Origin of the sequence: Klebsiella ornithinolytica NBRC 105727 = ATCC 31898 (assembly GCF_001598295.1) — a bacterium.
Lineage (GTDB): Bacteria > Pseudomonadota > Gammaproteobacteria > Enterobacterales > Enterobacteriaceae > Klebsiella > Klebsiella ornithinolytica.
Genome location: NZ_BCYR01000002.1, coordinates 234987 through 257605, shown reverse-complemented (window position 1 = coordinate 257605; position 22619 = coordinate 234987). Strand labels below are relative to the sequence as shown.

General features: G+C 57.8%; 16 protein-coding genes and 1 pseudogene. 12 read left to right on the top strand and 5 right to left on the bottom strand.

Annotation, left to right across the window (positions count from 1 at the left end):
* Positions 1 to 49: 49 nt before the first annotated feature.
* The 5 genes and pseudogenes from ROR01S_RS05180 to ROR01S_RS27455 all read right to left on the bottom strand — a co-directional run.
* Positions 50 to 1090 (bottom strand): NADP(H)-dependent aldo-keto reductase, encoded by a 1041-nt coding sequence (locus ROR01S_RS05180; RefSeq protein WP_004867120.1) that lies wholly within the window; start codon positions 1088 to 1090, stop codon positions 50 to 52.
* 235 nt (positions 1091 to 1325) lie between these two features.
* On the bottom strand, positions 1326 to 1544 hold the full coding sequence (locus ROR01S_RS05175; RefSeq protein WP_004867116.1) for a YgdI/YgdR family lipoprotein: 219 nt from the start codon (positions 1542 to 1544) through the stop codon (positions 1326 to 1328).
* Positions 1545 to 1667: 123 nt separating this feature from the next.
* Positions 1668 to 2381: a TerC family protein gene (locus ROR01S_RS05170; RefSeq protein WP_004867113.1), complete on the bottom strand. Its 714-nt coding sequence runs from the start codon at positions 2379 to 2381 to the stop codon at positions 1668 to 1670.
* 63 nt (positions 2382 to 2444) lie between these two features.
* A complete protein-coding gene (gene mutH, locus ROR01S_RS05165; protein ID WP_004867110.1) occupies positions 2445 to 3140 on the bottom strand; it encodes a DNA mismatch repair endonuclease MutH in 696 nt (231 codons plus the stop codon).
* Between the two features lie 88 nt (positions 3141 to 3228).
* A pseudogene (locus tag ROR01S_RS27455) lies at positions 3229 to 3381 on the bottom strand (hypothetical protein); the annotation flags it as partial.
* A 441-nt stretch (positions 3382 to 3822) separates the two neighbouring features.
* Here ROR01S_RS27455 and rppH point away from each other — a divergent pair.
* The 12 genes from rppH to recD all read left to right on the top strand — a co-directional run bounded on the left by rppH (position 3823) and on the right by recD (position 22485).
* A complete protein-coding gene (gene rppH / locus ROR01S_RS05160) occupies positions 3823 to 4353 on the top strand; it encodes an RNA pyrophosphohydrolase (RefSeq protein ID WP_004867097.1) in 531 nt (176 codons plus the stop codon).
* A 12-nt stretch (positions 4354 to 4365) separates the two neighbouring features.
* Positions 4366 to 6612, top strand: coding sequence for a phosphoenolpyruvate--protein phosphotransferase (ptsP, locus tag ROR01S_RS05155; RefSeq protein ID WP_004867094.1), 2247 nt, complete (start codon positions 4366 to 4368; stop codon positions 6610 to 6612).
* A 221-nt stretch (positions 6613 to 6833) separates the two neighbouring features.
* Entirely contained in the window at positions 6834 to 7709 is an 876-nt protein-coding gene (lgt, locus tag ROR01S_RS05150) for a prolipoprotein diacylglyceryl transferase (protein ID WP_004867092.1), read from the top strand.
* A gap of 6 nt (positions 7710 to 7715) precedes the next feature.
* Positions 7716 to 8510: a thymidylate synthase gene (gene thyA, locus ROR01S_RS05145; RefSeq protein ID WP_004867088.1), complete on the top strand. Its 795-nt coding sequence runs from the start codon at positions 7716 to 7718 to the stop codon at positions 8508 to 8510.
* 468 nt (positions 8511 to 8978) lie between these two features.
* The gene (locus ROR01S_RS05140) at positions 8979 to 9446 is read left to right on the top strand and encodes a prepilin peptidase-dependent protein (RefSeq protein ID WP_064359172.1); all 468 of its coding nucleotides are present in this window, start codon (positions 8979 to 8981) and stop codon (positions 9444 to 9446) included.
* A complete protein-coding gene (locus ROR01S_RS05135; RefSeq protein WP_377284539.1) occupies positions 9443 to 10000 on the top strand; it encodes a prepilin peptidase-dependent protein in 558 nt (185 codons plus the stop codon). The genes ROR01S_RS05140 and ROR01S_RS05135 overlap by 4 nt, the downstream gene beginning before the upstream one ends.
* Positions 9997 to 10404 carry a DUF2509 family protein gene (locus ROR01S_RS05130; protein ID WP_015585841.1) on the top strand — a complete coding sequence of 136 codons (408 nt, stop codon included), beginning with the start codon at positions 9997 to 9999 and terminating at the stop codon, positions 10402 to 10404. Before ROR01S_RS05135 ends, ROR01S_RS05130 begins: the two co-directional genes overlap by 4 nt.
* A 41-nt stretch (positions 10405 to 10445) precedes the next feature.
* Positions 10446 to 10712 carry a prepilin-type N-terminal cleavage/methylation domain-containing protein gene (locus tag ROR01S_RS05125; RefSeq protein ID WP_264965964.1) on the top strand — a complete coding sequence of 89 codons (267 nt, stop codon included), beginning with the start codon at positions 10446 to 10448 and terminating at the stop codon, positions 10710 to 10712.
* A 12-nt stretch (positions 10713 to 10724) separates the two neighbouring features.
* On the top strand, positions 10725 to 14096 hold the full coding sequence (gene recC, locus ROR01S_RS05120) for an exodeoxyribonuclease V subunit gamma (RefSeq protein ID WP_064359170.1): 3372 nt from the start codon (positions 10725 to 10727) through the stop codon (positions 14094 to 14096).
* Between the two features lie 123 nt (positions 14097 to 14219).
* Positions 14220 to 17105 (top strand): pitrilysin, encoded by a 2886-nt coding sequence (gene ptrA, locus ROR01S_RS05115; RefSeq protein ID WP_064359169.1) that lies wholly within the window; start codon positions 14220 to 14222, stop codon positions 17103 to 17105.
* Positions 17102 to 20650: an exodeoxyribonuclease V subunit beta gene (recB, locus tag ROR01S_RS05110; protein ID WP_064359168.1), complete on the top strand. Its 3549-nt coding sequence runs from the start codon at positions 17102 to 17104 to the stop codon at positions 20648 to 20650. The genes ptrA and recB overlap by 4 nt, the downstream gene beginning before the upstream one ends.
* Positions 20647 to 22485: an exodeoxyribonuclease V subunit alpha gene (gene recD, locus ROR01S_RS05105; protein ID WP_064359167.1), complete on the top strand. Its 1839-nt coding sequence runs from the start codon at positions 20647 to 20649 to the stop codon at positions 22483 to 22485. Before recB ends, recD begins: the two co-directional genes overlap by 4 nt.
* The last annotated feature ends 134 nt before the right edge of the window (positions 22486 to 22619 follow it).

Genomic DNA, 22619 nt, shown 5'->3' with positions numbered 1-22619 from the left:
TGTGGTAACCCGGATAAGGCGTCAGCCGCTATCCGGGCGAGTTCGACGCTTACGGTGCCGGGTAGGTATAGACCTGATGCACCGCTTCAATTTCCGCTAATACCGCTTCACTCAGCTCAAGATGCAGGCTCTCCACGTTGGTTTTAAGCTGCTCCAGCGTGGTGGCGCCCAGCAGGGTGCTGGCGACGAACGGCTGACGACGGACAAAGGCCAGCGCCATCTGCGCCGGGTCGAGGTTATGACGTCTGGCGATATCGACATAGGCCGCTACCGCTTTCTGCGACTGCTCGCTGCTATAGCGCGTGAAGCGGCTAAAGAGCGTATTACGCGCGCCGGCCGGTTTTGCGCCGTTAAGGTACTTGCCGGTCAGGGTGCCAAATGCCAGACAGGAGTAGGCCAGCAGCTCAACGCCTTCATACTGGCTGACTTCCGCCAGACCCACTTCGTAGCTGCGGTTCAGCAGGCTGTAGGGATTCTGGATGGTGACGATGCGCGGCAGGTCGTGTTTATCCGCCAGGTGAAGATAACGCATAACGCCAAAGGCCGTTTCGTTGGAGACGCCGATATAGCGGATTTTACCGGCCCGCTGGAATTCGGTGAGCGCTTCAAGCGTATCCAGCAGGGTGACAACCGGCGTGGAGTCGGTCCAGCTATAGCCTAGTTTGCCAAAGCAGTTGGTCGGGCGCTGCGGCCAGTGAACCTGGTAGAGATCGAGATAATCGGTTTGCAGGCGCTTCAGGCTGTCGTGCAGCGCGTCACGGATGTTTTTACGATCCAGCGCATGGTTCGGACGAATGCTGCTGTCGTTGTTACGCGCAGGGCCGCTGACTTTAGAGGCGATAATCAGCTTTTCGCGATTGCCGCGTTTCGCCAGCCAGTTGCCGACGTAGGTTTCCGTCAGCCCCTGGGTCTCCGGGCGCGGTGGTACGGGATACATTTCAGCGACATCAATCAGGTTAATGCCCTGGCTGACAGCGTAGTCGAGCTGTTCGTGCGCGTCGGCCTCGCTATTCTGCTCACCAAAAGTCATAGTGCCCAGCCCGAGCGTGCTGATTTCAAGAGAACTGTGTGGGATACGGTGATACTGCATAGCCGGCTTCCTTTTTTATTAACAAGGTCAGGAGTTCCCCCGACAAAGGAGTATCAAAATGGCAGAGGGGGAGAAAAAGAGGAAGTAAAAAATCAAAAAAGCCGGGGTTTCATAATCCGAAGACGCGATGCCGCGGAGGTTTCAGAGGATCCCGACTCTTTAATAAGAGGGTTCGCTGTCGGAGAAGGCGGCCTCGCCAGGCAAGTGCTGGCAGGCGGCTGGCCGACGAAAAGTCTTAACGTTTAATAATCTGCGAGACATCGTCGCGGTTGATCTGCATTTTATTGCCCTGCTGATCTTCGTAACTGATGAGGCCGGTATCATCATCAACGGCTGGCTTACCATCGGTCAGGATCATGCGTCCGTCTTTTGTCGCCATCACGTAATCGCTGCTGCAACCGGAAACCGAGAACGCCAGTCCTACGGCGGAAATCAATACTGCCCATTTTTTCATCGTCATTACCTCTTGAATGGTCGCACCTCACACCAGTGTATTAATAGCCTGATTTGTGAGACATAAAAAGCAGTAAAGTCTTAAAAAAGTTTGCAGCCCAGGTTTGGGCTGCATTTTTGTGGGTTACAGCGGATTTTTTTTATTACGCAGCAGGTTAAGACTTTCGACGGCAATCGAAAAGAACATCGCGAAGTAGATGTAGCCTTTCGGAATATGTATCTCAAAGCTTTCCAGCATCAGGGTAAAGCCGACCAGAATCAGAAACGACAGGGCCAGCATTTTTACCGATGGATGACGGTCAACAAAGTCGCCAATCGGTCGGGCGGCGAACATCATTACGCCGACGGCAATGACCACCGCAGCCATCATGATGAACAGATGATCCGACAGCCCAACGGCGGTAATGACCGAGTCGAGGCTGAAAATGATATCCAGCACCATGATCTGTACGATGGCGCCCATAAATGAATGGACGTTGGTTTTCAGCCCTTCCTCTTCGCCCTCGATCGACTCGTGGATCTCTTTACTCGCCTTCCAGATCAGGAACAGACCGCCGAGCAGTAAGATCAAATCGCGAAACGAGATCGCATGGTCGAAAACGGTAAACAGCGGATTGGTCAGCTTCACGACCCAGGCGATAGAGGCCAGCAGCCCCAGACGCATCAGCATCGCGCCCATCAACCCGATACGTCTTGCGTGAGCACGCTGGGCGGTGGGCAGTTTGGCAACAACCAGAGAGAGAAAAATAATATTATCGATCCCCAGCACGATCTCCAGCAGCGTCAGCGTACCGAGCGCCAGCCAGGCGTTGGGATCGGTTATCCATGCAAATAACATTGTTCAAAGTCCTGCAAAAAAGAAAGTCGCAATTATATGCAACCTGGCAGGCAGAACAAAAAATTAATCGTGGCTGAGGAGAAAATGACGGGCCAGCAGGGCGGCGGTGAAATTCTTCTTCAGGTAGAAGCCGCGCGGCAGCGTGAGAATCGGCTCACCGCGGGCGCCAATCGCCTCGGTTAACGCTTTGCTGTTGGCGGCTTTCGGGCGCAGCTGCAGCACCTCGCCATGACGGGCGGTGATGCGTTCCACCTGGCCGAGCACGATCAGATCCATCAGCTCCTCCCAGTCCATTCGCAGCTGGCGATCCTCTTCTTCATTGGGGCTCCACAGCAGCGGGGCGCCGACGCGGCGTTCCGCCAGCGGAATGGCGCGATCCCCTTCCACCGGCACCCACAGGACGCGTTTGAGCTTATGGCGCACGTGACTGCTCTCCCAGGTCACGCCGCTGTTACCCGTGAGTGGGGCGACGCAAACAAAGGTGGTTTCCAGCGGACGGCCCTGGCTATCGACAGGAATGGTCTTCAGCTCGACGCCCAGCGCGGCGAAATCCTGCTCGGGTTTACTTCCGGCGCTGGCGCCCAGCCAAATCTCCAGCAGAATACCGATCCATCCTTTATCGCGTTTTAAATCGCGAGGAATGGGAATCCCCGCCAGCGCCGCCAGCTCGCCCAGCGAGTAGCCTGCCAGCCCCTGCGCCTGGGCCAGGAGCTGCTGCTGGGTTTGCGGTGGGGACGTTAACGGCGCGATGGCGGGCATACGGTAAAACCTCTGGTTAAAAAATGAACTGTAATTCAGTGCGTTGTGGATAGAGTTTACCTTTTCCTGGGTAACTATGACAATTTGATGATTCGTATGGGTTTTTTTTCATTTTTTTGTCGTTATGAAAAGAGTGATACCGGGTTTTCCAGAACTGGTCACTGTCAATGAACAGGATCTTACACCATGTTATCCACAGAAAAATGGGATAACTGGGGAAAAGCGGCACTACTGTTTCCATTTACAGCCTTGACGTGCGACGAAAATCGAATTTTTAGACAAAATGTGCCCAGTGAACTCGGATAATCTGTGGATAAAATCGACATTGTTCGATCTTTCATCAGTTCCAGGATCGCATATGTGATGATCATCACGTTTAACTGTAATTATTGAAAGATATATGTGCTAACATCATGAATATAATGCCATTATCAAATTATGTTATTCGTAAGCACTTCGGACTACTCTGGGTTTTCCCGGGGTAATTCCATACTTCTTCACAACTCTATCCACAGAAAAAGTGAATAAAATGGGGTCTCGATCGCTTTCGTTGTTTATAACTCTGCTGATTACTGTGAGTTATTCAAATGTTATTCGATCGCACAGTGACAACAGAGTGGTTTACCGTTTACAGCGAGTGTGAAACAATCATTCACATTGAAGATTATTTTGAGGTAGTCCGGTGATTGATGACGATGGCTACCGCCCAAATGTCGGTATTGTAATCTGTAATCGCCAGGGCCAGGTTATGTGGGCCAGGCGCTATGGTCAGCACTCGTGGCAGTTCCCGCAAGGGGGCATTAATCCAGGGGAATCAGCCGAGCAGGCAATGTATCGGGAATTGTTCGAAGAGGTTGGGTTAAGTCGTAAAGATGTGCGAATCCTGGCCTCAACCCGTAACTGGCTGCGTTACAAGTTGCCTAAACGTTTGGTGCGTTGGGACACAAAGCCGGTTTGTATCGGCCAGAAACAGAAGTGGTTTCTCCTGCAGTTGATCGGCAGCGATGCGGAAATCAATATGCAAACCAGTAGTACACCTGAGTTTGATGGTTGGCGCTGGGTAAGTTACTGGTACCCGGTTCGTCAGGTGGTGTCGTTTAAGCGCGACGTGTACCGCCGGGTGATGAAAGAGTTTGCCAGCGTGACCATGTCGCTGGCGGAAAGTGCACCTAAACCGCAAAGCGCGCCTGCTTATCGACGTAAAAGAGGTTAAGCCACGCATATTATGCTCACTCGGTTACGAGAAATCGTCGAGAAGGTCGCGAGTGCGCCGCGTTTAAACGAGGCGCTGGATATCCTGGTCACCGATATCTGCAAAGCGATGGAAACGGAAGTTTGTTCGGTTTACCTGGCCGATCACGACCGACGATGTTATTACCTTATGGCCACTCGCGGGCTGAAAAAACCTCGCGGGCGTACCGTCGCGCTCGCGTTTGACGAAGGCCTCGTTGGCCTGGTCGGGCGCCTTGCGGAGCCTATCAACCTTGCCGATGCGCAAAAACACCCCAGCTTTAAATATATTCCTGCCGTCAAAGAGGATCGCTTCCGCGCCTTTCTTGGCGTCCCGATTATCCAGCGGCGTCAGCTGCTTGGTGTGCTGGTGGTGCAGCAGCGTGAGCTGCGTCAGTTTGATGAAAGCGAAGAGTCGTTTCTCGTCACCCTGGCGACGCAAATGGCCGCTATTCTTTCCCAGTCTCAGCTGACCGCGCTGTTTGGCCAGTATCGACAGACGCGTATTCGCGCGCTGCCCGCCTCCTCCGGGGTGGCTATTGCCGAAGGCTGGATGGACATCAGTCTGCCGCTCATGGAGCAGGTGTATGAGGCATCAACGCTTGATACCGCTTCCGAACGCGAACGATTGACCGGTGCGCTGGAAGAGGCGGCGAACGAGTTTCGACGCTACAGCAAGCGCTATGCCGCCGGGGCGCAAAAAGAGACCTCGGCGATCTTCGATCTCTATTCACACCTCTTGTCCGACGCGCGTCTGCGTCGCGAGCTGTTTGCCGAAGTCGACAAAGGCGCGGTGGCAGAATGGGCGGTGAAAAAGATCATCGAGAAGTTCGCCGAACAGTTTGCCGCGTTAAGCGACGGGTACCTGAAAGAACGGGCCGGCGATTTGCGTACGCTGGGTCAGCGTCTGCTTTTCCATCTCGATGATACGATTCAGGGGCCTAACACCTGGCCGGCGCGTATTGTGCTGGTGGCCGACGAGCTGTCAGCGACGACGCTGGCAGAAGTTCCGCAGGACAGGCTGGCGGGGGTTGTCGTCCGCGATGGCGCAGCGAACTCCCATGCCGCCATTATGGTGCGGGCGCTGGGGATCCCGACGGTTATGGGGGCCGATATTCAGCCTTCGCTGCTCCACGGCCACATGCTGGTGGTGGATGGCTACCGCGGCGAACTGCTGGTCGACCCGGAACCGGCGCTGCTGCAAGAATATCAGCGTCTGGTCAGCGAAGAGAACGAACTCAGCCGGCTGGCGGAAGACGATCTGGAACACACTTCCGAGCTGAAAAGCGGCGAGCGGGTGAAGGTCATGCTGAACGCTGGCCTGAGCCTGGAACATGAAGAAAAACTCGGCAACTTTATCGACGGCATCGGCCTGTACCGCACGGAAATCCCGTTTATGCTGCAAAGCGGTTTCCCGTCGGAAGAGGAGCAGGTCGCCCAGTATCAGGGCATGCTGCAGATGTTTAATGAAAAGCCCGTGACCCTGCGTACGCTGGATATCGGCGCCGATAAACAGCTGCCGTATATGCCGATCAGCGAAGAGAACCCGTGCCTCGGCTGGCGCGGTATCCGCATTACTCTCGATCAGCCGGAAATATTTCTCATCCAGGTGCGCGCCATGCTGCGTGCCAATGCCGCCACCGGCAATCTGAGTATTTTACTGCCGATGGTGACCAGTCTTGATGAGGTCGATGAGGCGCGTCGCCTGATCGATCGCGCCAGCCGTGAAGTCGAAGAGATGATTGGCTACGCTATTCCTCGCCCGCGTCTTGGCGTGATGCTGGAAGTGCCTTCGATGGTCTTTATGCTGCCGAATCTCGCCAGTCGCGTCGATTTTATCTCGGTAGGGACCAATGACCTGACTCAGTATATCCTCGCCGTCGATCGCAACAACACCCGGGTTGCCAGCATGTATGACAGCCTGCATCCCGCGGTGCTGCGGGCGCTGGCGATGATTGCGCATGATGCCGAACGTTTCGGTATTGATCTGCGGCTGTGCGGTGAAATGGCGGGCGATCCGATGTGCGTGACGATCCTGATTGGTCTTGGCTATCGCCATCTGTCCATGAACGGTCGTTCGGTGGCGAGGGTCAAATACCTGCTGCGACGGATCGATATTGCCGAAGCTCAGGAACTGTCGCGTCGCAGCCTTGAAGCGCAGATGGCCACCGAGGTTCGTCATCAGGTGGCGGCCTTCATGGAGCGACGCGGTCTGGGCGGCTTGATCCGCGGCGGCCGCTAGTGCATCTGCCCGGGTAAGGCTTTGAGGCCGTACCCCGGGCGTCGCGATTAACCTGCCGCGCGACGGCCGTTAGCATCCGTATACATATCTTTTACAACAACGGCACGGCCAGCGAATTAACCTTATGCTATTATTCGCCCCCTTGGAGCACCCGTATAGGTCGGGCGTGTATGATCACCGCTGTCCACTTTCGGCGGAATAACAAGTCTTTATGGTGACAGATGAATAGTGGCTACCTGCATTTTCCGGATTTTGATCCGGTCATATTTTCCGTTGGGCCGGTCTCCCTCCACTGGTACGGGATGATGTATCTGGTCGGGTTTGTTTTTGCGATGTGGCTAGCCACCCGTCGGGCCAACCGTCCGGGCAGCGGCTGGACCAAAAACGAAGTCGAAAACCTGCTGTATGCCGGGTTCCTTGGCGTTTTCCTCGGTGGCCGCATCGGCTACGTCCTGTTCTATAATCTGCCGGTTTTCCTGCAGGACCCGCTGTATCTGTTCCGCGTCTGGGACGGCGGCATGTCGTTCCACGGCGGCCTGATTGGCGTCATCCTCGTGATGATCATTTTTGCCAGACGCACCAAACGCACTTTTTTCCAGGTCTCCGATTTTATCGCCCCGCTGATCCCCTTTGGCCTCGGGGCTGGGCGTCTGGGCAACTTTATCAACGGTGAACTGTGGGGACGCGTCGACCCGAGCTTCCATTATTCGATGATTTTCCCCGGCTCGCGCGCGGAAGATCTGGCGCTGCTGCCGTCTCATCCGGAATGGCAATCGCTGTTTGATACCTACGGCGCACTGCCGCGTCACGCTTCGCAGCTATACGAACTGGCGCTGGAAGGGGTCGTCCTGTTCCTGATTCTGAACCTGTTTATCCGCAAACCGCGCCCGACCGGGTCGGTATCCGGTCTGTTCCTGATTGGCTACGGCCTGTTCCGTATTATCGTGGAATTCTTCCGCCAGCCAGACCAGCAGTTCACCGGCGAATGGGTACAGTACATCAGCATGGGGCAGATTCTTTCGATCCCAATGGTGCTTGCGGGTATCATTATGATGGTCTGGGCGTACCGTCGTCGTCCGCAGCAACAAACTTCTTGAGGAACCATGAAACAGTATCTTGATTTGATGCAGAAAGTGCTCGCCGAGGGCACGCAAAAAAATGACCGCACCGGTACCGGCACTCTCTCCATCTTCGGCCATCAGATGCGTTTTAACCTGCAGGAAGGCTTCCCGCTGGTGACGACCAAGCGCTGTCATTTACGCTCCATCATCCATGAACTGCTGTGGTTCCTCCAGGGTGACACCAACATCGCGTATCTGCATGAAAACAATGTCACTATCTGGGACGAGTGGGCAGATGAAAATGGCGATCTGGGGCCGGTTTACGGCAAACAGTGGCGTTCCTGGCCTGCGCCGGACGGCCGCCATATCGACCAGATCAGCACCGTGATGGAACAGCTGAAAAACGACCCGGATTCACGTCGCATCATCGTTTCGGCGTGGAACGTGGGCGAGCTGGATAAAATGGCGCTGGCGCCGTGTCACGCGTTTTTCCAGTTCTACGTCGCAGATGGCAAACTCTCCTGCCAGCTGTATCAGCGTTCCTGCGATGTGTTCCTCGGCCTGCCGTTTAACATCGCCAGCTATGCGCTGCTGGTGCACATGGTCGCCCAGCAGTGCGATCTGGAAGTCGGTGATTTTGTCTGGACCGGTGGGGATACTCACCTCTACAGCAACCACCTTGAACAGACGAATCTGCAGCTGAGCCGTGAACCGCGTCCATTGCCGAAGCTGGTCATCAAACGCAAACCGGCGTCGATTTTCGACTACCGTTTTGAAGATTTCGACATCGAAGGGTATGACCCGCATCCGGGCATTAAAGCGCCGGTGGCGATTTAATTCGCCCGGTACAGGATGTCGTAGAGAGATAAAAACCGGTGCCTGAGGCGCTAATGCTGGTCACTTAAAGGTGACCAGCATTTTTTTTGCTTTATCGCAGGCAGGGCGATGCCGGTAAACGGTGGTTGGCGCGATGACCCCTTGCGTGCAAACCAGCGTAAAAACGACATCCCCGGCTTAACAACAATCTCCAGGACAGGCTCGCCTGCAGAAGTGTTGAAAACCTGACAGCGCCGGATAAAAATCGGCAATCTCTTTGAGATGACGGATTCTTACACCTTTGCCGGATCGGTCAGCCGCCCCTCAAACGATCGGCATTCGTACCTGAGGCGCCGGTTTTTTTGCCTGCGCAAACACGCTCCCTGATTTTCTGCAATCGTCTGCAAACCTGATGTCTGGCTTCGACACGCCTCGTGAAAGGCTATTTTGCCCGTCGTCTCCGCGCCGTTTTTTCCCCATACTCGCGGGATGAACAGACAACGTGGCTACACCCTGATTGAAACCCTGATAACGCTGACGCTGGTACTTATCCTCAGCGCAGGGGGGCTGTATGGCTGGCAGAGCTGGCAGCAGCAACAGCGCTTATGGCAAACCGCCAGCCAGGTACGCGACTATCTGGTGCTGCTACGCGACGACGCCAACTGGCATAACCGCAACCGGCTGGTGAGCGTGGGGCAAAGCGGCGGCGGCTGGTGTCTGAGCGCCGAGGATGCGCTGGCTGAGTGTGCGACAGCAACGCCGTTTATGCTGCGGCCGCGCTGGCCGGAAGTGGCGCTCAGCCACATCACGCCGGGGTTAGGTTTTTACGGGTTGCGTAACAGCGCCTGGGCCGGGCATATCCGGCTGCAAAGCGCGGAGGGGAGCTGGAATATTATCGTATCTGGCTGGGGGCGAATTCGCCTGTGCCGCAACGAGGAGAACGCATCGTGCCTCTGATCCCCCGGGGTTTTTCGCTGGCCGAGACGCTTATCTCAATGGCCATCGGCGCGATTTTACTGATGGGCGCAGCGCGTTTTCTGCCTGCCCTGCAACGGCAGGCGCTGCGGCAGACACAGCAGCAGTCGCTGGATAACGAACTCTGGCAGCGCGTGTATACGGTAGCAAAACATCTCCAGCGGGCGGGCTATTGCGCCGGGCAGTGCGAAGGACAACCGTTGCTGATTGCCAGCGGGGGGCGCTGTGCGATCGTCCGTTGGGATAGTAATAGCAACGGCGCGTGGGATGCCATGCCGGAAGCGATATCTGATGCGACAGGATTTCGTTTGAACAACGGGGCGCTGGAAACGCGGCGCGGTGCGACCAGCTGCAGCGACGGGGGATGGGAAAAAATGACGAATCCCGGCGCACTCAACGTGACCCATTTTCAGGTTACCCGCCAGGATATCGCCGGATTTGCTCCGGAGCTCAGCGTCACGCTGGCGGCGCACGCGGTTGCGGATCGCCATATTTCGGCCCAGGCGGAATATCGCGTGACCGGGTATAACTTATGAACCGCCAACGGGGAGCCTCCTCCTTGCTGATGGTGCTTTTGCTGCTGGCGCTTGGCAGTATGTTATTGCAAGGGCTGAACCAGCAGCAGCGCTCTCTACTGGCGCAAACCGCGGGTGAAACTCAGGCGATCCGCGAAACGGCCGGAGCGCACTCCGCGCTACAGTGGGGAAAAACTCTGGCGTGGACGGTACACGATGCCAACGCCTGCCGTGATTCTGCTGCCGAGGGTTGGCGCGTCTGCCTGCGCATTTTTGACGATGCCTCCGTCCTGTTAATCGCCAGCGGCGGTCGCATTTTGCTGTGGCAATCTGGTCGTATTGAAGAGGGCGTGGTGCGCTTTTCTCCCCACGGCTGGAGCGACTTTTGTCCACTAACGGAGGCGAATCTGTGTCGGATGCCGTGAACCATGAAAAAGGTTTTAGCCTGCCGGAAACGCTGCTGGCGATGACGTTACTGGTTATGGTGGTGACCGCCCTTGGCGGCTACCAGCGTGGGCTGGCCAATGGTTTTATCCAGTTAAATCAATATCGCCAGCTGTGGCGCGACGCGTGGCGCTATGGCCAGATGAACCCTCCGGAGATTCCACCCGGCGGGGCCGTTACCCGCTTGCAGACATCGGCGGCCAGATGTGTCAGCATCACGGTAACGATCACCATGCCCGTTGATAAACGGGTGCAGATGACCCGGCTGCATTGCCCGGTCAGTCAGTAGTCAGGAGCGAATATGTTAAGGGTGTACCACTCAAACCGTCTGGATGTTCTTGAAGCGTTGATGGAATTTATCGTCGAGCGCCAGCGGCTGGATGACCCTTTCAAACCGGAAATGGTGCTGGTGCAAAGTACCGGGATGGCGCAGTGGCTACAGATGACGCTGGCAAAACGGTTTGGCATTGCCGCCAATATCGACTTCCCGCTCCCGGCGAGCTTTATCTGGGATATGTTTGTCCGCGTATTGTCGGATATCCCCGGGGAAAGCGCCTTCAGTAAGCAGAGCATGAGCTGGAAACTGATGACCCTCCTGCCGCAGCGTCTTGACGATGAGGCTTTTACGCTGCTACGCCACTATCTCAGCGACGATAGCGACAAGCGCAAACTGTTTCAGCTGGCAGCCCGGGTCGCCGACCTCTATGACCAGTATCTGGTCTATCGCCCGGAGTGGCTGATGCGCTGGGAGGCAGATGAACGCGTCGATGGCCTCGGCGACGCCCAGCAGTGGCAGGCGCCGTTATGGAAGGCGCTGGTCGAACATACCGCTGCGCTGGGGCAGCCGCTCTGGCACCGCGCCAATCTGTACCAGCGCTTTATCAGCACGCTGGAAGCGGCGGATGAACCTCCGGCCGGGTTGCCTTCGCGAGTTTTTATTTGCGGGATTTCGGCGCTGCCGCCGGTTTATCTGCAGGCGCTGCAGGCGCTGGGCAAGCACGTCGATGTGTATGTGCTGTTCACCAACCCCTGTCGTTACTACTGGGGCGATATAAAAGACCCGGCCTTTCTGGCGAAACTGATGTCACGCCAGCGCCGTCATCATCGTGAACCGCGCGAACTCCCGCTGTTTCGCGATAGCGGGCAGGCGCCGGGATTGTTTAACGATGCAGGGGAACAGGACGTCGGTAATCCGCTGCTCGCCTCCTGGGGGAAGCTGGGGCGTGACTATATCTATCTGCTGGCCGGGCTGGAACATTATGAAGAGCTGGACGCTTTTGTCGATATAACGCCGGATAATCTGCTGCATAATTTACAGGCGGATATCCTCGAACTGCGCAATGCCGCAGTGGCCGGGCGAAGCGCCGAAGAGTTTGCCCACAGCCACAGCAAACGCCCGCTTGCTCTGGACGATCGTAGCCTGACCCTCCACGTCTGCCATAGTCCGCAGCGTGAGGTCGAGGTGCTGCATGACCGGCTGCTGGCGATGCTGGAGGAGAATCCTGAACTGACGCCGCGCGATATTATCGTGATGGTGGCGGATATCGACAGCTACAGCCCTTACATTCAGGCGGTATTCGGCAGCGCCAGCGGCGAACGCTGGCTACCGTGGGCGATTTCCGACCGGCGCGCCACCGAATCGCATCCGGCTCTGCAGGCGTTTATTACGCTGCTTTCTCTGCCCGACAGCCGCTTTGCCAGCGAAGATGTCCTGGCTCTGCTTGATGTTCCGGTGCTCGCCGCGCGCTTTAACATTGACGAAGAAGGGCTGCGCTATCTGCGTCAGTGGGTTAATGAATCCGGCGTGCGCTGGGGAATGGATGACGATAATGTGCGCGAACTGGATCTCCCCGCCACCGGGCAACACACCTGGCGCTTTGGCCTCACGCGCATGCTGCTGGGCTATGCGATGGACAGCAGCCAGGGTGAGTGGCAGTCGGTCCTGCCCTATGATGAATCCAGCGGGCTGATCGCTGAGCTGGTTGGTAATCTGGCTTCGCTGCTGATGCAGCTTAACCTCTGGCGCCGGAAGCTGGTGCAGGAGCGTCCGCTGGCGGAATGGCTGCCGCTTTGTCGCGAACTGCTAAATGACTTTTTCCTGCCCGACGGCGACACCGAAGCGGCGCTGGCGCTGATTGAACAGCAATGGCAGGCGGTGATTGGCGAAGGAGCCCAGGCACAATATGAGCACTCCGTTCCTCTGTCTTTATTGCGCGATGAGCTGGCGCAGCGGCTGGACCAGCAGCGCATCAGCCAGCGCTTCCTCGCCGGACCGATCAACATCTGTACCCTGATGCCAATGCGCTCTATACCGTTCAAGGTGGTGTGCCTGCTGGGGATGAACGACGGCGTTTATCCGCGGACGCTGGCGCCGCTGGGCTTCGATTTAATGAGTCAGAAACCGCAGCGCGGCGACCGCAGCCGTCGCGATGATGACCGCTATCTGTTCCTGGAAGCGCTGATGTCCGCCGAACAGACATTGTATATCAGCTACATCGGGCGCTCGATTCAGGATAATAGCGAACGTTACCCTTCGGTGCTGGTGCAAGAACTGGCGGACTATATTGGCCAGAGCCACTGCCTGGCCGGGGATGAGGCGCTGGATTGTGACGCCAGTGAGCGACGGGTCAAAACACATATCACGCATCTGCATACGCGAATGCCCTTTGATGCGGCCAACTTCCGTGATGACGAATATCAGAGCTACGCCCGGGAGTGGCTGGCGGCTGCCAGCCAGCAGGGAGAGGCGCATAGCGACTTTATCCAGCCGCTGCCGGCGCCGGCTATCGAAACGCTGCCGTTTGAACAGCTGCTGCGATTCTGGCAACACCCGGTACGCGCCTTTTTTCAGCAGCGCCTGCGGGTCAACTTCCGTTCTGAAGAGAGTGACATTCCCGATGATGAGCCGTTCACCCTCGAAGGACTTAGCCGTTATCAACTGAACCAGCAGCTGCTGAATACGCTGATTGAACAACAGGATGCGTCGACGATGTACCGTCGCTTTCGCGCCGCGGGAGAGCTGCCCTTTGGTGCTTTTGGCGAGCTGGCCTGGGAGACGCAGCGTCAGGAGATGCAGAACCTTGCGGAGCGGGTCATTGCCAGCCGCCAGCCGGGGCAGAGTATGGAAATCGATCTGCAATGTAACGGAGTCAACATTACGGGGTGGCTACAGCAGGTACAATCTGACGGCCTGCTGCGCTGGCGACCGTCGCTGCTGAGCGTCGCACAGGGGATGCAACTTTGGCTGGAACACCTTGTCTACTGTGCTAGCGGCGGAACCGGTGAAAGCCGGCTGCTGGTGCGCAAAGAGGGCGAATGGCGTTTCCCGCCGCTGGCGCAGGAACAGGCCAAAGCGTACCTTGATCAGCTGGTAGAGGGTTACCTGCTAGGCATGTCCAGACCGCTGCTGTTACTGCCAGAAAGCGGCGGTGCATGGCTAAAAGTCTGTTATGACGCTGAAAAGGATGTCATGTTAACGGACGAAGAGACGCAACAAAAAGCGCGTAGCAAATTTCTTCAGGTCTATGAAGGTAATATGGTGGTCAGTGGCGAAGGGACGGATGTGTGGTATCAACGCCTCTGGCGCACGCTTGAACCGGCTTACTATGAAGAAATTATTACGCAAACACAGCGCTACCTGTTGCCGATATTTCGTTTCCATCAGCCCGAATAAATTTGTAATAGTATAAAAATTGCGCAGAATAAGGTGTTCAATTATCATGCGCAACCAATCACGGACTGATGTGCATAACGCTGACGCAGTCAGCGCAAAGTTTGTTAATGATGAGGTTCGTGAATGCCCCGCAGTGTATGGTTCAAGGTTATTTTAGTGCTGGCTGCCCTTTGGGCGCCGTTAAGTCAGGCAGATATCGGATGGCAACCGATTCAGGAAACCATTCGTAAAAGCGAAAAAGATCCCCGACAGTATCAGGCCATTCGCCTGGATAATGACATGGTGGTTCTGCTGGTTTCCGATCCGCAGGCGGTGAAATCACTGTCTGCGCTGGTGGTGCCCGTGGGGTCGCTGCAGGATCCCGCCGATCATCAGGGGTTGGCGCATTTTCTGGAGCACATGACGCTGATGGGCTCGCAAAATTATCCGCAGCCGGACAGCCTCGCCGAATTTCTGAAAATGCACGGCGGCAGCCATAATGCCAGTACCGCGCCTTATCGCACCGCCTTCTATCTTGAAGTCGAAAACGATGCCCTTGACGGCGCGGTCGATCGTCTGGCGGATGCCATTGCTGCTCCGCTGCTGGATAAAAAATATGCCGATCGCGAGCGTAATGCGGTCAACGCCGAGCTGACCATGGCGCGCACCCGTGACGGGATGCGCATGGCGCAGGTGAGTGCAGAAACCATTAACCCGGCGCACCCGGCATCGCATTTTTCCGGCGGTAACCTCGAGACGCTTAGCGACAAGCCCGGTAAACCGGTGCTCGACGCTCTGCATACTTTCCGCGACAGCTGGTACTCGGCGAACCTGATGAAGGCGGTCATTTACAGCAACAAACCGCTGCCGGAACTGGCGAGCATCGCGGCGAAAACCTATGGTCGGGTGCCAAACCACAATATCAATAAACCGGAAATCACCGTTCCGGTCGTGACCGATGCGCAAAAGGGCATCATCATTCACTATGTCCCGGCAATGCCGCGCAAAGTGCTGCGCGTTGAATTCCGTATTGATAACAACAGCGAGCAATTCCGCAGCAAAACCGACGAGCTGGTGACCTACATGATCGGTAACCGCAGCCCGGGAACCTTATCTGACTGGCTGCAGCAGCAAGGTCTGGTCGAGGGTATTCGAGCGGATTCCGATCCGGCGGTCAACGGCAACAGCGGCGTGCTGGCGATTTCGGCGACCCTGACCGACAAAGGTCTGGCGCACCGTGATGAAGTGGCGGCGGCGATCTTCAGCTACCTTAACCTATTGCGTAGCCAGGGCATCGACAAACGCTATTTCGATGAGCTGTCCCACGTTCTGGCGCTTGATTTCCGCTATCCATCGATCAACCGCGATATGGATTATGTGGAATGGCTGGCGGATACCATGATTCGCGTACCGGTGGAACATGCGCTGGACGTGGTCAACATAGCCGATCGCTACGACCCGCAGGCGATTAAAGAGCGGCTGGCGATGATGACGCCGCAAAATGCCCGCGTCTGGTATATCAGCCCGCAGGAACCGCATAACAAGAGCGCTTACTTTGTGAATGCGCCGTATCAGGTCGACAAGATCAGCGCGCAGACCTTTAGCGACTGGCAGCAGAAGGCGAGCGCTATCGACCTGAAGCTGCCGGTGTTGAACCCGTATATTCCTGACGATTTTACGCTGATTAAAAGCGATAAAGCCTACCCGCATCCGCAGCTGATCGTTGATGAGCCGACGCTGCGGGTGGTCTATGCGCCCAGTCAGTTCTTCGCCAGCGAGCCAAAGGCTGACGTTTCGCTGGTGCTGCGTAATCCGCAGGCCATGGACAGCGCCCGTAGCCAGGTCATGTTCGCGCTGAATGACTATCTGGCAGGCATCGCTCTCGATCAGCTCAGCAACCAGGCGGCGGTGGGCGGCATCTCCTTCTCAACCGGCGCCAATAACGGGTTAATGGTCAATGCCAATGGCTACACCCAGCGGCTGCCTCAGCTGTTTACCGCGTTACTGGACGGCTATTTCAGCTATACGCCGACCGAAGAGCAGCTGGAGCAGGCTAAATCCTGGTATGCGCAGATGATGGATTCGGCGGACAAAGGCAAAGCCTACGACCAGGCGATCATGCCGGTTCAGATGTTGTCCCAGGTGCCCTATTTCCAGCGCGAGGAGCGGCGGGCGCTGCTGCCGTCAATTAGCCTGAAAGAGGTGCTGGCCTATCGTGACAACCTGAAAGCGAAAGGGCGCCCGGAGCTGCTGGTGATTGGCAACCTCACCGCCGAACAGTCCGCCGCCATGGCGCGTCAGATCCAGCAGCAGCTGGGATCTGATGGCAATGAGTGGTGTCGCAACAAAGACGTCCTGATCAACAGTCAGCAGCTGGCGATTTTTGAAAAACCGGGTAACAGCACCGATTCGGCGCTGGCCGCCGTCTTCGCCCCGCCGAACGTGGATGAATACAGCAGCTCCGCCGCCAGCTCCCTGCTCGGGCAGATTATTCAGCCGTGGTTCTATAACCAGCTGCGCACCGAAGAGCAGCTTGGCTACGCGGTGTTTGCTTTCCCGATGAACGTCGGGCGCCAGTGGGGGATGGGCTTCCTGCTGCAAAGCAGCGATAAACAGCCTGCTTTCCTCTGGCAGCGCTTCCAGGCCTTCTTCCCGACCGCGGAAGCTAAACTGCGGGCGATGAGCCCGGCAGAGTTTGCGCAGATCCAGCAGGCGGTGATAAGTCAGATGACCCAGGCGCCGCAAACGCTGGGCGGCGAAGCCTCGCAGCTGAGCAAAGATTTCGATCGCGGTAATATGCGCTTCGATTCACGTGATAAAGTAGTGGCTCAGATTAAACTGCTGACGCCGCAAAAACTTGCCGATTTCTTCCATCAGACGGTGGTGGTTCCGCAAGGCATGGCGATATTGTCCCAGATTTCCGGCAGCCAGAATGGCAAGACCGATTACGTCCACCCTGAAGGTGGCAAAGTCTGGGAAAGCGTCAGCGCGTTGCAGAAATCCTTACCCCTGATGCGAGAGAACGAATGACCGAAACCGCCGAGTCTCTGGATCCCCTGCGCTTGCCCTTGACGGGCGAGCGCCTGATAGAAGCCTCTGCGGGCACCGGAAAAACCTTTACCATCGCCGCACTGTACCTGCGGCTACTGCTGGGACTTGGCGGGGAATCCGCCTTTCCTCGTGCGGTCAGCGTGGAAGAGCTGCTGGTGGTGACCTTCACCGAAGCGGCCACCGAAGAACTGCGCGGCCGTATTCGCAGCAATATCCACGAGCTGCGTATTGCCTGCCTGCGCGACAGCGCGACCGATCCCCTCTATAGCGCTCTGCTGGCTGAAATTCCGGATAAGAACCAGGCGGCGAATACCCTGCTGCTGGCGGAACGACAGATGGACGAAGCGGCGGTATTTACCATTCACGGCTTTTGTCAGCGAATGCTGAGCCTCAATGCCTTTGAGTCAGGGATGCTCTTTGAGCAGCAGCTGATCGAAGATGAATCCCGGCTGCGTTACCAGGCCTGCGCCGACTTCTGGCGTCGACATTGCTATCCGTTGCCGCGGGAGATCGCCGCCGTCATTCATGAAGCGTGGAAAGGTCCGCGCGATCTGTTGAAATCCCTCGATCGCTGGTTGCAGGGCGAAGCCCCGCAGCTCAAATCCCCGCCGGCGGCAGAAGAGACGCTGGCCGAACGCCATCAGCAAATCATTGCGCGAATTAACGCCATGAAAACACAGTGGCGGGAACAGGTTGCAGAGATTGAGGCGGTGCTGGAGAACTCCGGTCTCGACCGCCGCAAATTCAATCGCGGCAACCAGGGAAAGTGGATAGAGAAAATCAACGCCTGGGCGCAGGAAGAGACGCTCGGCTACCAGCTTCCTGACGCGCTGGAGAAATTCTCGCAGCCCTTCTTACATGAACGAACCAAAGCAGGCGGTGAGCCGCCGGTGCATCCACTGTTCAGTGCGGTTGAAGAGCTGCTGGCTTCTCCGCTGACGCTGACGGATCTGGTTATCGCCAGGGCGATGGTGGAGATCCGCGAAGCGGTCGCCCGGGAAAAGCGTCGGCGCGGCGAACTCGGTTTTGATGACATGCTCAGCCGGCTGGATGATGCGCTGCGCGGCGAGAGCGGAGAAGCGCTGGCCAGCGCCATTCGTCAGCGTTTCCCGGTGGCGATGATTGATGAATTTCAGGACACCGACCCGCAGCAGTACCGAATTTTCCGCCGTATCTGGCGGCAGCAGCCGGAGACGGCGCTGCTGTTAATCGGCGACCCCAAGCAGGCCATCTATGCCTTCCGCGGCGCGGATATTTTCACCTATATGAAAGCGCGTGGCGATGTGGCGGCTCACTATACGCTGGATACCAACTGGCGTTCTGCTCCCGGGATGGTTGAAAGCGTTAACCGCCTGTTCAGCCTGAGCGATAACCCCTTTATGTTCCGGGAGATCCCTTTCTTGCCGGTCAGGCCGGCCGGGAAAAACCACGGGCTGCGCTTTACCGTAGATAACGACGCGGTTCCGGCCATGAACATCTGGCTGATGCCGGGCGAGGCGGTGGGATCCGGTGATTATCAGACGTTTATGGCGCAGCTATGCGCGGCGCAAATTCGCGACTGGCTAAGCGCCGGTCAACAGGGGCGCGCGTTGCTCTGGCGTAACGACAACGCCGCCCGGCCGGTTCAGGCCTCCGATATCACGGTTCTGGTACGTAACCGTCAGGAAGCCTCGCTGATCCGGGAGGCCTTACGGGCGCTGGCGATCCCGTCGGTGTATCTCTCTAACCGCGATAGCGTTTTTGACACGCCGGAAGCGCAGGAGATTTTATGGCTTCTGCAGGCGGTGCTGGCTCCCGAACGAGAAAATACGCTACGCAGTGCGCTGGCAACATCGATATTCGGCTTGAATGCGCTGGATATTGAACGCCTCAACCAGGATGAACGAGCGTGGGACGCGCTGGTTGAAGAGTTCAGCGGCTACCGGCAAATCTGGCGCCAGCGCGGGGTGATGCCGATGCTGCGGTCGCTAATGAGCGCGCGGCAGATTGCGGAAAACCTGCTGGTGACGGTCGGCGGTGAACGCCGTTTAACCGACATCCTGCATATCAGCGAACTGCTGCAGGAGGCGGCCAGCCAGCTGGAAAGCGAACATGCGCTGGTGCGCTGGCTGACGCAGCATATCGCCGAACCGGACAGCAATGCGTCCAGTCAGCAGATGCGCCTGGAAAGCGATAAGCATCTGGTGCAAATCGTCACCGTCCACAAATCAAAGGGGCTGGAATACCCGCTGGTCTGGCTGCCGTTTATTGCTCGTTTCCGCAAACAGGATCAGGCGTTTTATCACGATCGCGACTCGTTTGCCGCGGTGCTCGATCTTGGTCAGGATGAGGGCAGTCTGGAGCTGGCGGAGGCGGAGCGCCTGGCGGAAGATTTACGTCTGCTGTACGTCGCGCTGACCCGCGCGGTCTGGCACTGCAGTCTCGGCGTGGCTCCGTTGAGCACCCGACGCAGCGACAAACCCGGCGCCAGCGATTTTCATCAGAGCGCGCTCGGGCGCCTGCTACAAGGCGGCGAAGCCATGGATGCCGCCGGGCTGGCTGCGTGTTTGCAAGCCTTCTGCGGCGAAGATATCGCGCTGCAAATGGCCACTGTCCCGGATGCTACGCCCTGGCAGGCGCCGCAGGAGACGCTGCCGCCGCTGTCCGCCAGGAGCCTTGAGCGTCAGGTTAGCGATGACTGGCGGGTGACCAGCTATTCCGGATTACAGCAGCATGGTCAGAGCGCGGCTCAGGATCTGTTGCCGCGTCTTGACGTTGATGCCGCCGGCGTCGGTGACGTCGCCGCAGAACCGCAGCTTACGCCGCATCAGTTTCCGCGCGGCGCATCGCCGGGGACATTCCTGCACAGCCTGTTTGAAGATCTCGATTTTACCCAACCAGTGCCTGCTGACTGGATGGCGGAAAAGCTGCAGTCCGGCGGCTTCGGTGAGCAGTGGACGCCGGTGCTGACGCAGTGGCTGGATGACGTGCTCCGGACTCCGTTACCGGGGGCCGGGATTGCGCTGAACCAACTTTCCGCGATGGATAAGCAGGTCGAAATGGCCTTCTATTTGCCGATCGAACGCCCGCTGGAACCGCTGCGTCTGGACGCGCTGATTCGCCGCTACGATCCGCTCTCCGTAGATTGCCCGCCGCTCGACTTCCGCCAGGTCCGCGGGATGTTAAAAGGCTTTATCGACCTCGTTTTCCGCCATAACGGCCGCTACTACCTGCTGGATTATAAATCGAACTGGCTGGGAGAGGACCGCGAGGCCTACACCCGTCAGGCGATGGAACAGGCGATGCGGGCGCATCGCTACGATCTGCAGTACCAGCTTTATAGTCTGGCGCTGCACCGCTACCTGCGACACCGCATTGCGGACTACGACTACGAACGCCATTTTGGCGGCGTTATTTATCTCTTTTTACGCGGCATGGACGGGCAGGGGGGCGAGCAGGGCATTTTCACCACCCGTCCCGCGCAGCCGCTGATTGACGGTCTCGATGCGCTGTTTGCCGGAGACGTTCAGGAGGTTCTGTCATGACGATGGATGAACTGCTGCTGGAAGCGGCCAGTCAGCGCCTGCTGCGCCCGTTAGATGTGCAGTTTGCCCTGATGGTGGCGCAAGAGGCGCATCCGGCGGTGAAGCTGGCGGCGGCGGTGCTCAGCCGTGATGCCGGCGAAGGGCACGTTTGCCTGCCGATAGCGCGTCTGCGGACGGACGAGTTTCTGAGCGGTAAAACCAACGAACTGCGTGAACAGCTGCTGGCCCAGGCGGGCGTCCCCGATGACTGGTCCGCGCTGCTGCTTGCTTCGGAGGCGGTCAGCGGTGGCGAACGTCCAACGCCGATCGTCCTGTGCGGCGAGCGACTCTATCTCAACCGGATGTGGCGTAATGAGCTGACCGTCGCCCGCTTCTTCAACGAAGCTAACCAGGTTGTGGACGTTGACGAGGCCCTGTTGGCCCGAACGCTGGACGCGCTGTTCCCCGCCAGCGATGAGATCGACTGGCAAAAAGTTGCCGCCGCAGTGGCGTTGACCCGCCGTATTTCGGTGATTTCCGGCGGTCCCGGCACCGGAAAAACCACCACCGTCGCCAGACTGCTGGCGGCGTTGATTCAGACAACCCGGCAACCGCGCTGCCGTATCCGACTGGCGGCGCCGACCGGGAAAGCGGCGGCACGATTGACGGAATCGTTGGGGGAGGCGCTGCGTCGCCTGCCGCTAACCGATGAGCAGAAGGCGCTGTTACCTACCGAAGCCAGCACGTTGCATCGTCTGCTGGGCGCTCAGCCCGGTAGCCAACGGATGCGCTACCACGCCGGTAATCCGCTGCACCTCGATGTGCTGGTGGTGGATGAAGCTTCAATGATTGACCTGCCGATGATGGCGCGGCTGATTGATGCCCTGCCGGAGCACGGGCGGGTTATTTTCCTCGGCGACCGCGATCAGCTGGCGTCGGTGGAGGCCGGAGCGGTGCTCGGGGATATTTGTGCCTGGGTCAATGCCGGCTATACCGCCGGACGTGCGGCGCAGCTGGAGAGGCTGACCGGCCACCCGGTGCCGGCGGGAGAAAGTGATGTCGCCGGCGCGCTGCGCGACAGCCTGTGCCTGCTGCAAAAAAGCTATCGTTTTGGCAGCCATTCCGGCATCGGTAGCCTGGCTCGCGCCGTGAACAACGGCGATCGTCACGGCGTCAGAGCGACGTTACGCCAGGCCTTCGAGGATATTGTGCTGCATCCGCTGAGTACGACTGAAGAGTATGAAGTCATGCTAAAGCAGTCGCAGGAAGGATACGGTCGCTATTTGCAGCTGCTTCGCGAGCGGGCCGAGCCGGAGGCACTGATCGCCGCCTTTGGTGAATTTCAGCTACTGTGCGCCCTGCGCGACGGCCCTTACGGCGTCAGCGGGGTGAATGAACAGCTGGAGCAGATGCTTAACCGTCGGCGGGCGATAACGCTGCCGAGGCATTCACGCTGGTATGAAGGGCGTCCGGTGATGATTTCCCGCAACGACAGCGCGCTGGGGCTGTTTAATGGCGATATCGGTATTGCGCTGGAACGAGGGGAGGGGCTGCGGGTCTGGTTCCCGATGCCGGATGGCAGCATTAAATCGGTGCAGCCAAGTCGTTTGCCGGAGCACGACACCGCCTGGGCGATGACGGTGCATAAATCGCAGGGGTCGGAGTTTGACCATGCGGCGTTGATTCTGCCCGCCAAAATCGTACCGCTGGTCACCCGCGAGCTGGTCTATACCGCGATCACGCGGGCAAAACAGCGGCTCTCGATTTATGCCGATGAACAGGTGCTAACCCAGTCCATCGTCGCCCGTACCGAGCGGCGCAGCGGGCTGGCGGACATTTTTGCCAGCGGCGTGTAACTTTAACCTTCAGCCGCTAGCCGGGGATCGCCGGCTCAACCGCCAGCGGTTTCCCCGGCTGGCGCAGCGCTTAGCCGGGGAAAATGTGAGATGAGCTGGCTCCGGGGGGCGGAGGAGAGGTCGCCCGGATAAGG

Bases quoted from the DNA above. Each gene is read 5' to 3' on its own strand.
- lgt (WP_004867092.1), top strand. From the start codon at position 6,834: ATGAATAGTGGCTACCTGCATTTTCCGGATTTTGATCCGGTCATATTT.
- ptsP (WP_004867094.1), top strand. From the start codon at position 4,366: ATGCTCACTCGGTTACGAGAAATCGTCGAGAAGGTCGCGAGTGCGCCG.
- ROR01S_RS05170 (WP_004867113.1), bottom strand. From the start codon at position 2,381: ATGTTATTTGCATGGATAACCGATCCCAACGCCTGGCTGGCGCTCGGT.
- thyA (WP_004867088.1), top strand. From the start codon at position 7,716: ATGAAACAGTATCTTGATTTGATGCAGAAAGTGCTCGCCGAGGGCACG.
- ROR01S_RS05140 (WP_064359172.1), top strand. From the start codon at position 8,979: ATGAACAGACAACGTGGCTACACCCTGATTGAAACCCTGATAACGCTG.
- mutH (WP_004867110.1), bottom strand. From the start codon at position 3,140: ATGCCCGCCATCGCGCCGTTAACGTCCCCACCGCAAACCCAGCAGCAG.
- ROR01S_RS05175 (WP_004867116.1), bottom strand. From the start codon at position 1,544: ATGAAAAAATGGGCAGTATTGATTTCCGCCGTAGGACTGGCGTTCTCG.
- recB (WP_064359168.1), top strand. From the start codon at position 17,102: ATGACCGAAACCGCCGAGTCTCTGGATCCCCTGCGCTTGCCCTTGACG.
- recD (WP_064359167.1), top strand. From the start codon at position 20,647: ATGACGATGGATGAACTGCTGCTGGAAGCGGCCAGTCAGCGCCTGCTG.
- ROR01S_RS05130 (WP_015585841.1), top strand. From the start codon at position 9,997: ATGAACCGCCAACGGGGAGCCTCCTCCTTGCTGATGGTGCTTTTGCTG.
- ROR01S_RS05180 (WP_004867120.1), bottom strand. From the start codon at position 1,090: ATGCAGTATCACCGTATCCCACACAGTTCTCTTGAAATCAGCACGCTC.
- ptrA (WP_064359169.1), top strand. From the start codon at position 14,220: ATGCCCCGCAGTGTATGGTTCAAGGTTATTTTAGTGCTGGCTGCCCTT.
- recC (WP_064359170.1), top strand. From the start codon at position 10,725: ATGTTAAGGGTGTACCACTCAAACCGTCTGGATGTTCTTGAAGCGTTG.
- ROR01S_RS05125 (WP_264965964.1), top strand. From the start codon at position 10,446: ATGACGTTACTGGTTATGGTGGTGACCGCCCTTGGCGGCTACCAGCGT.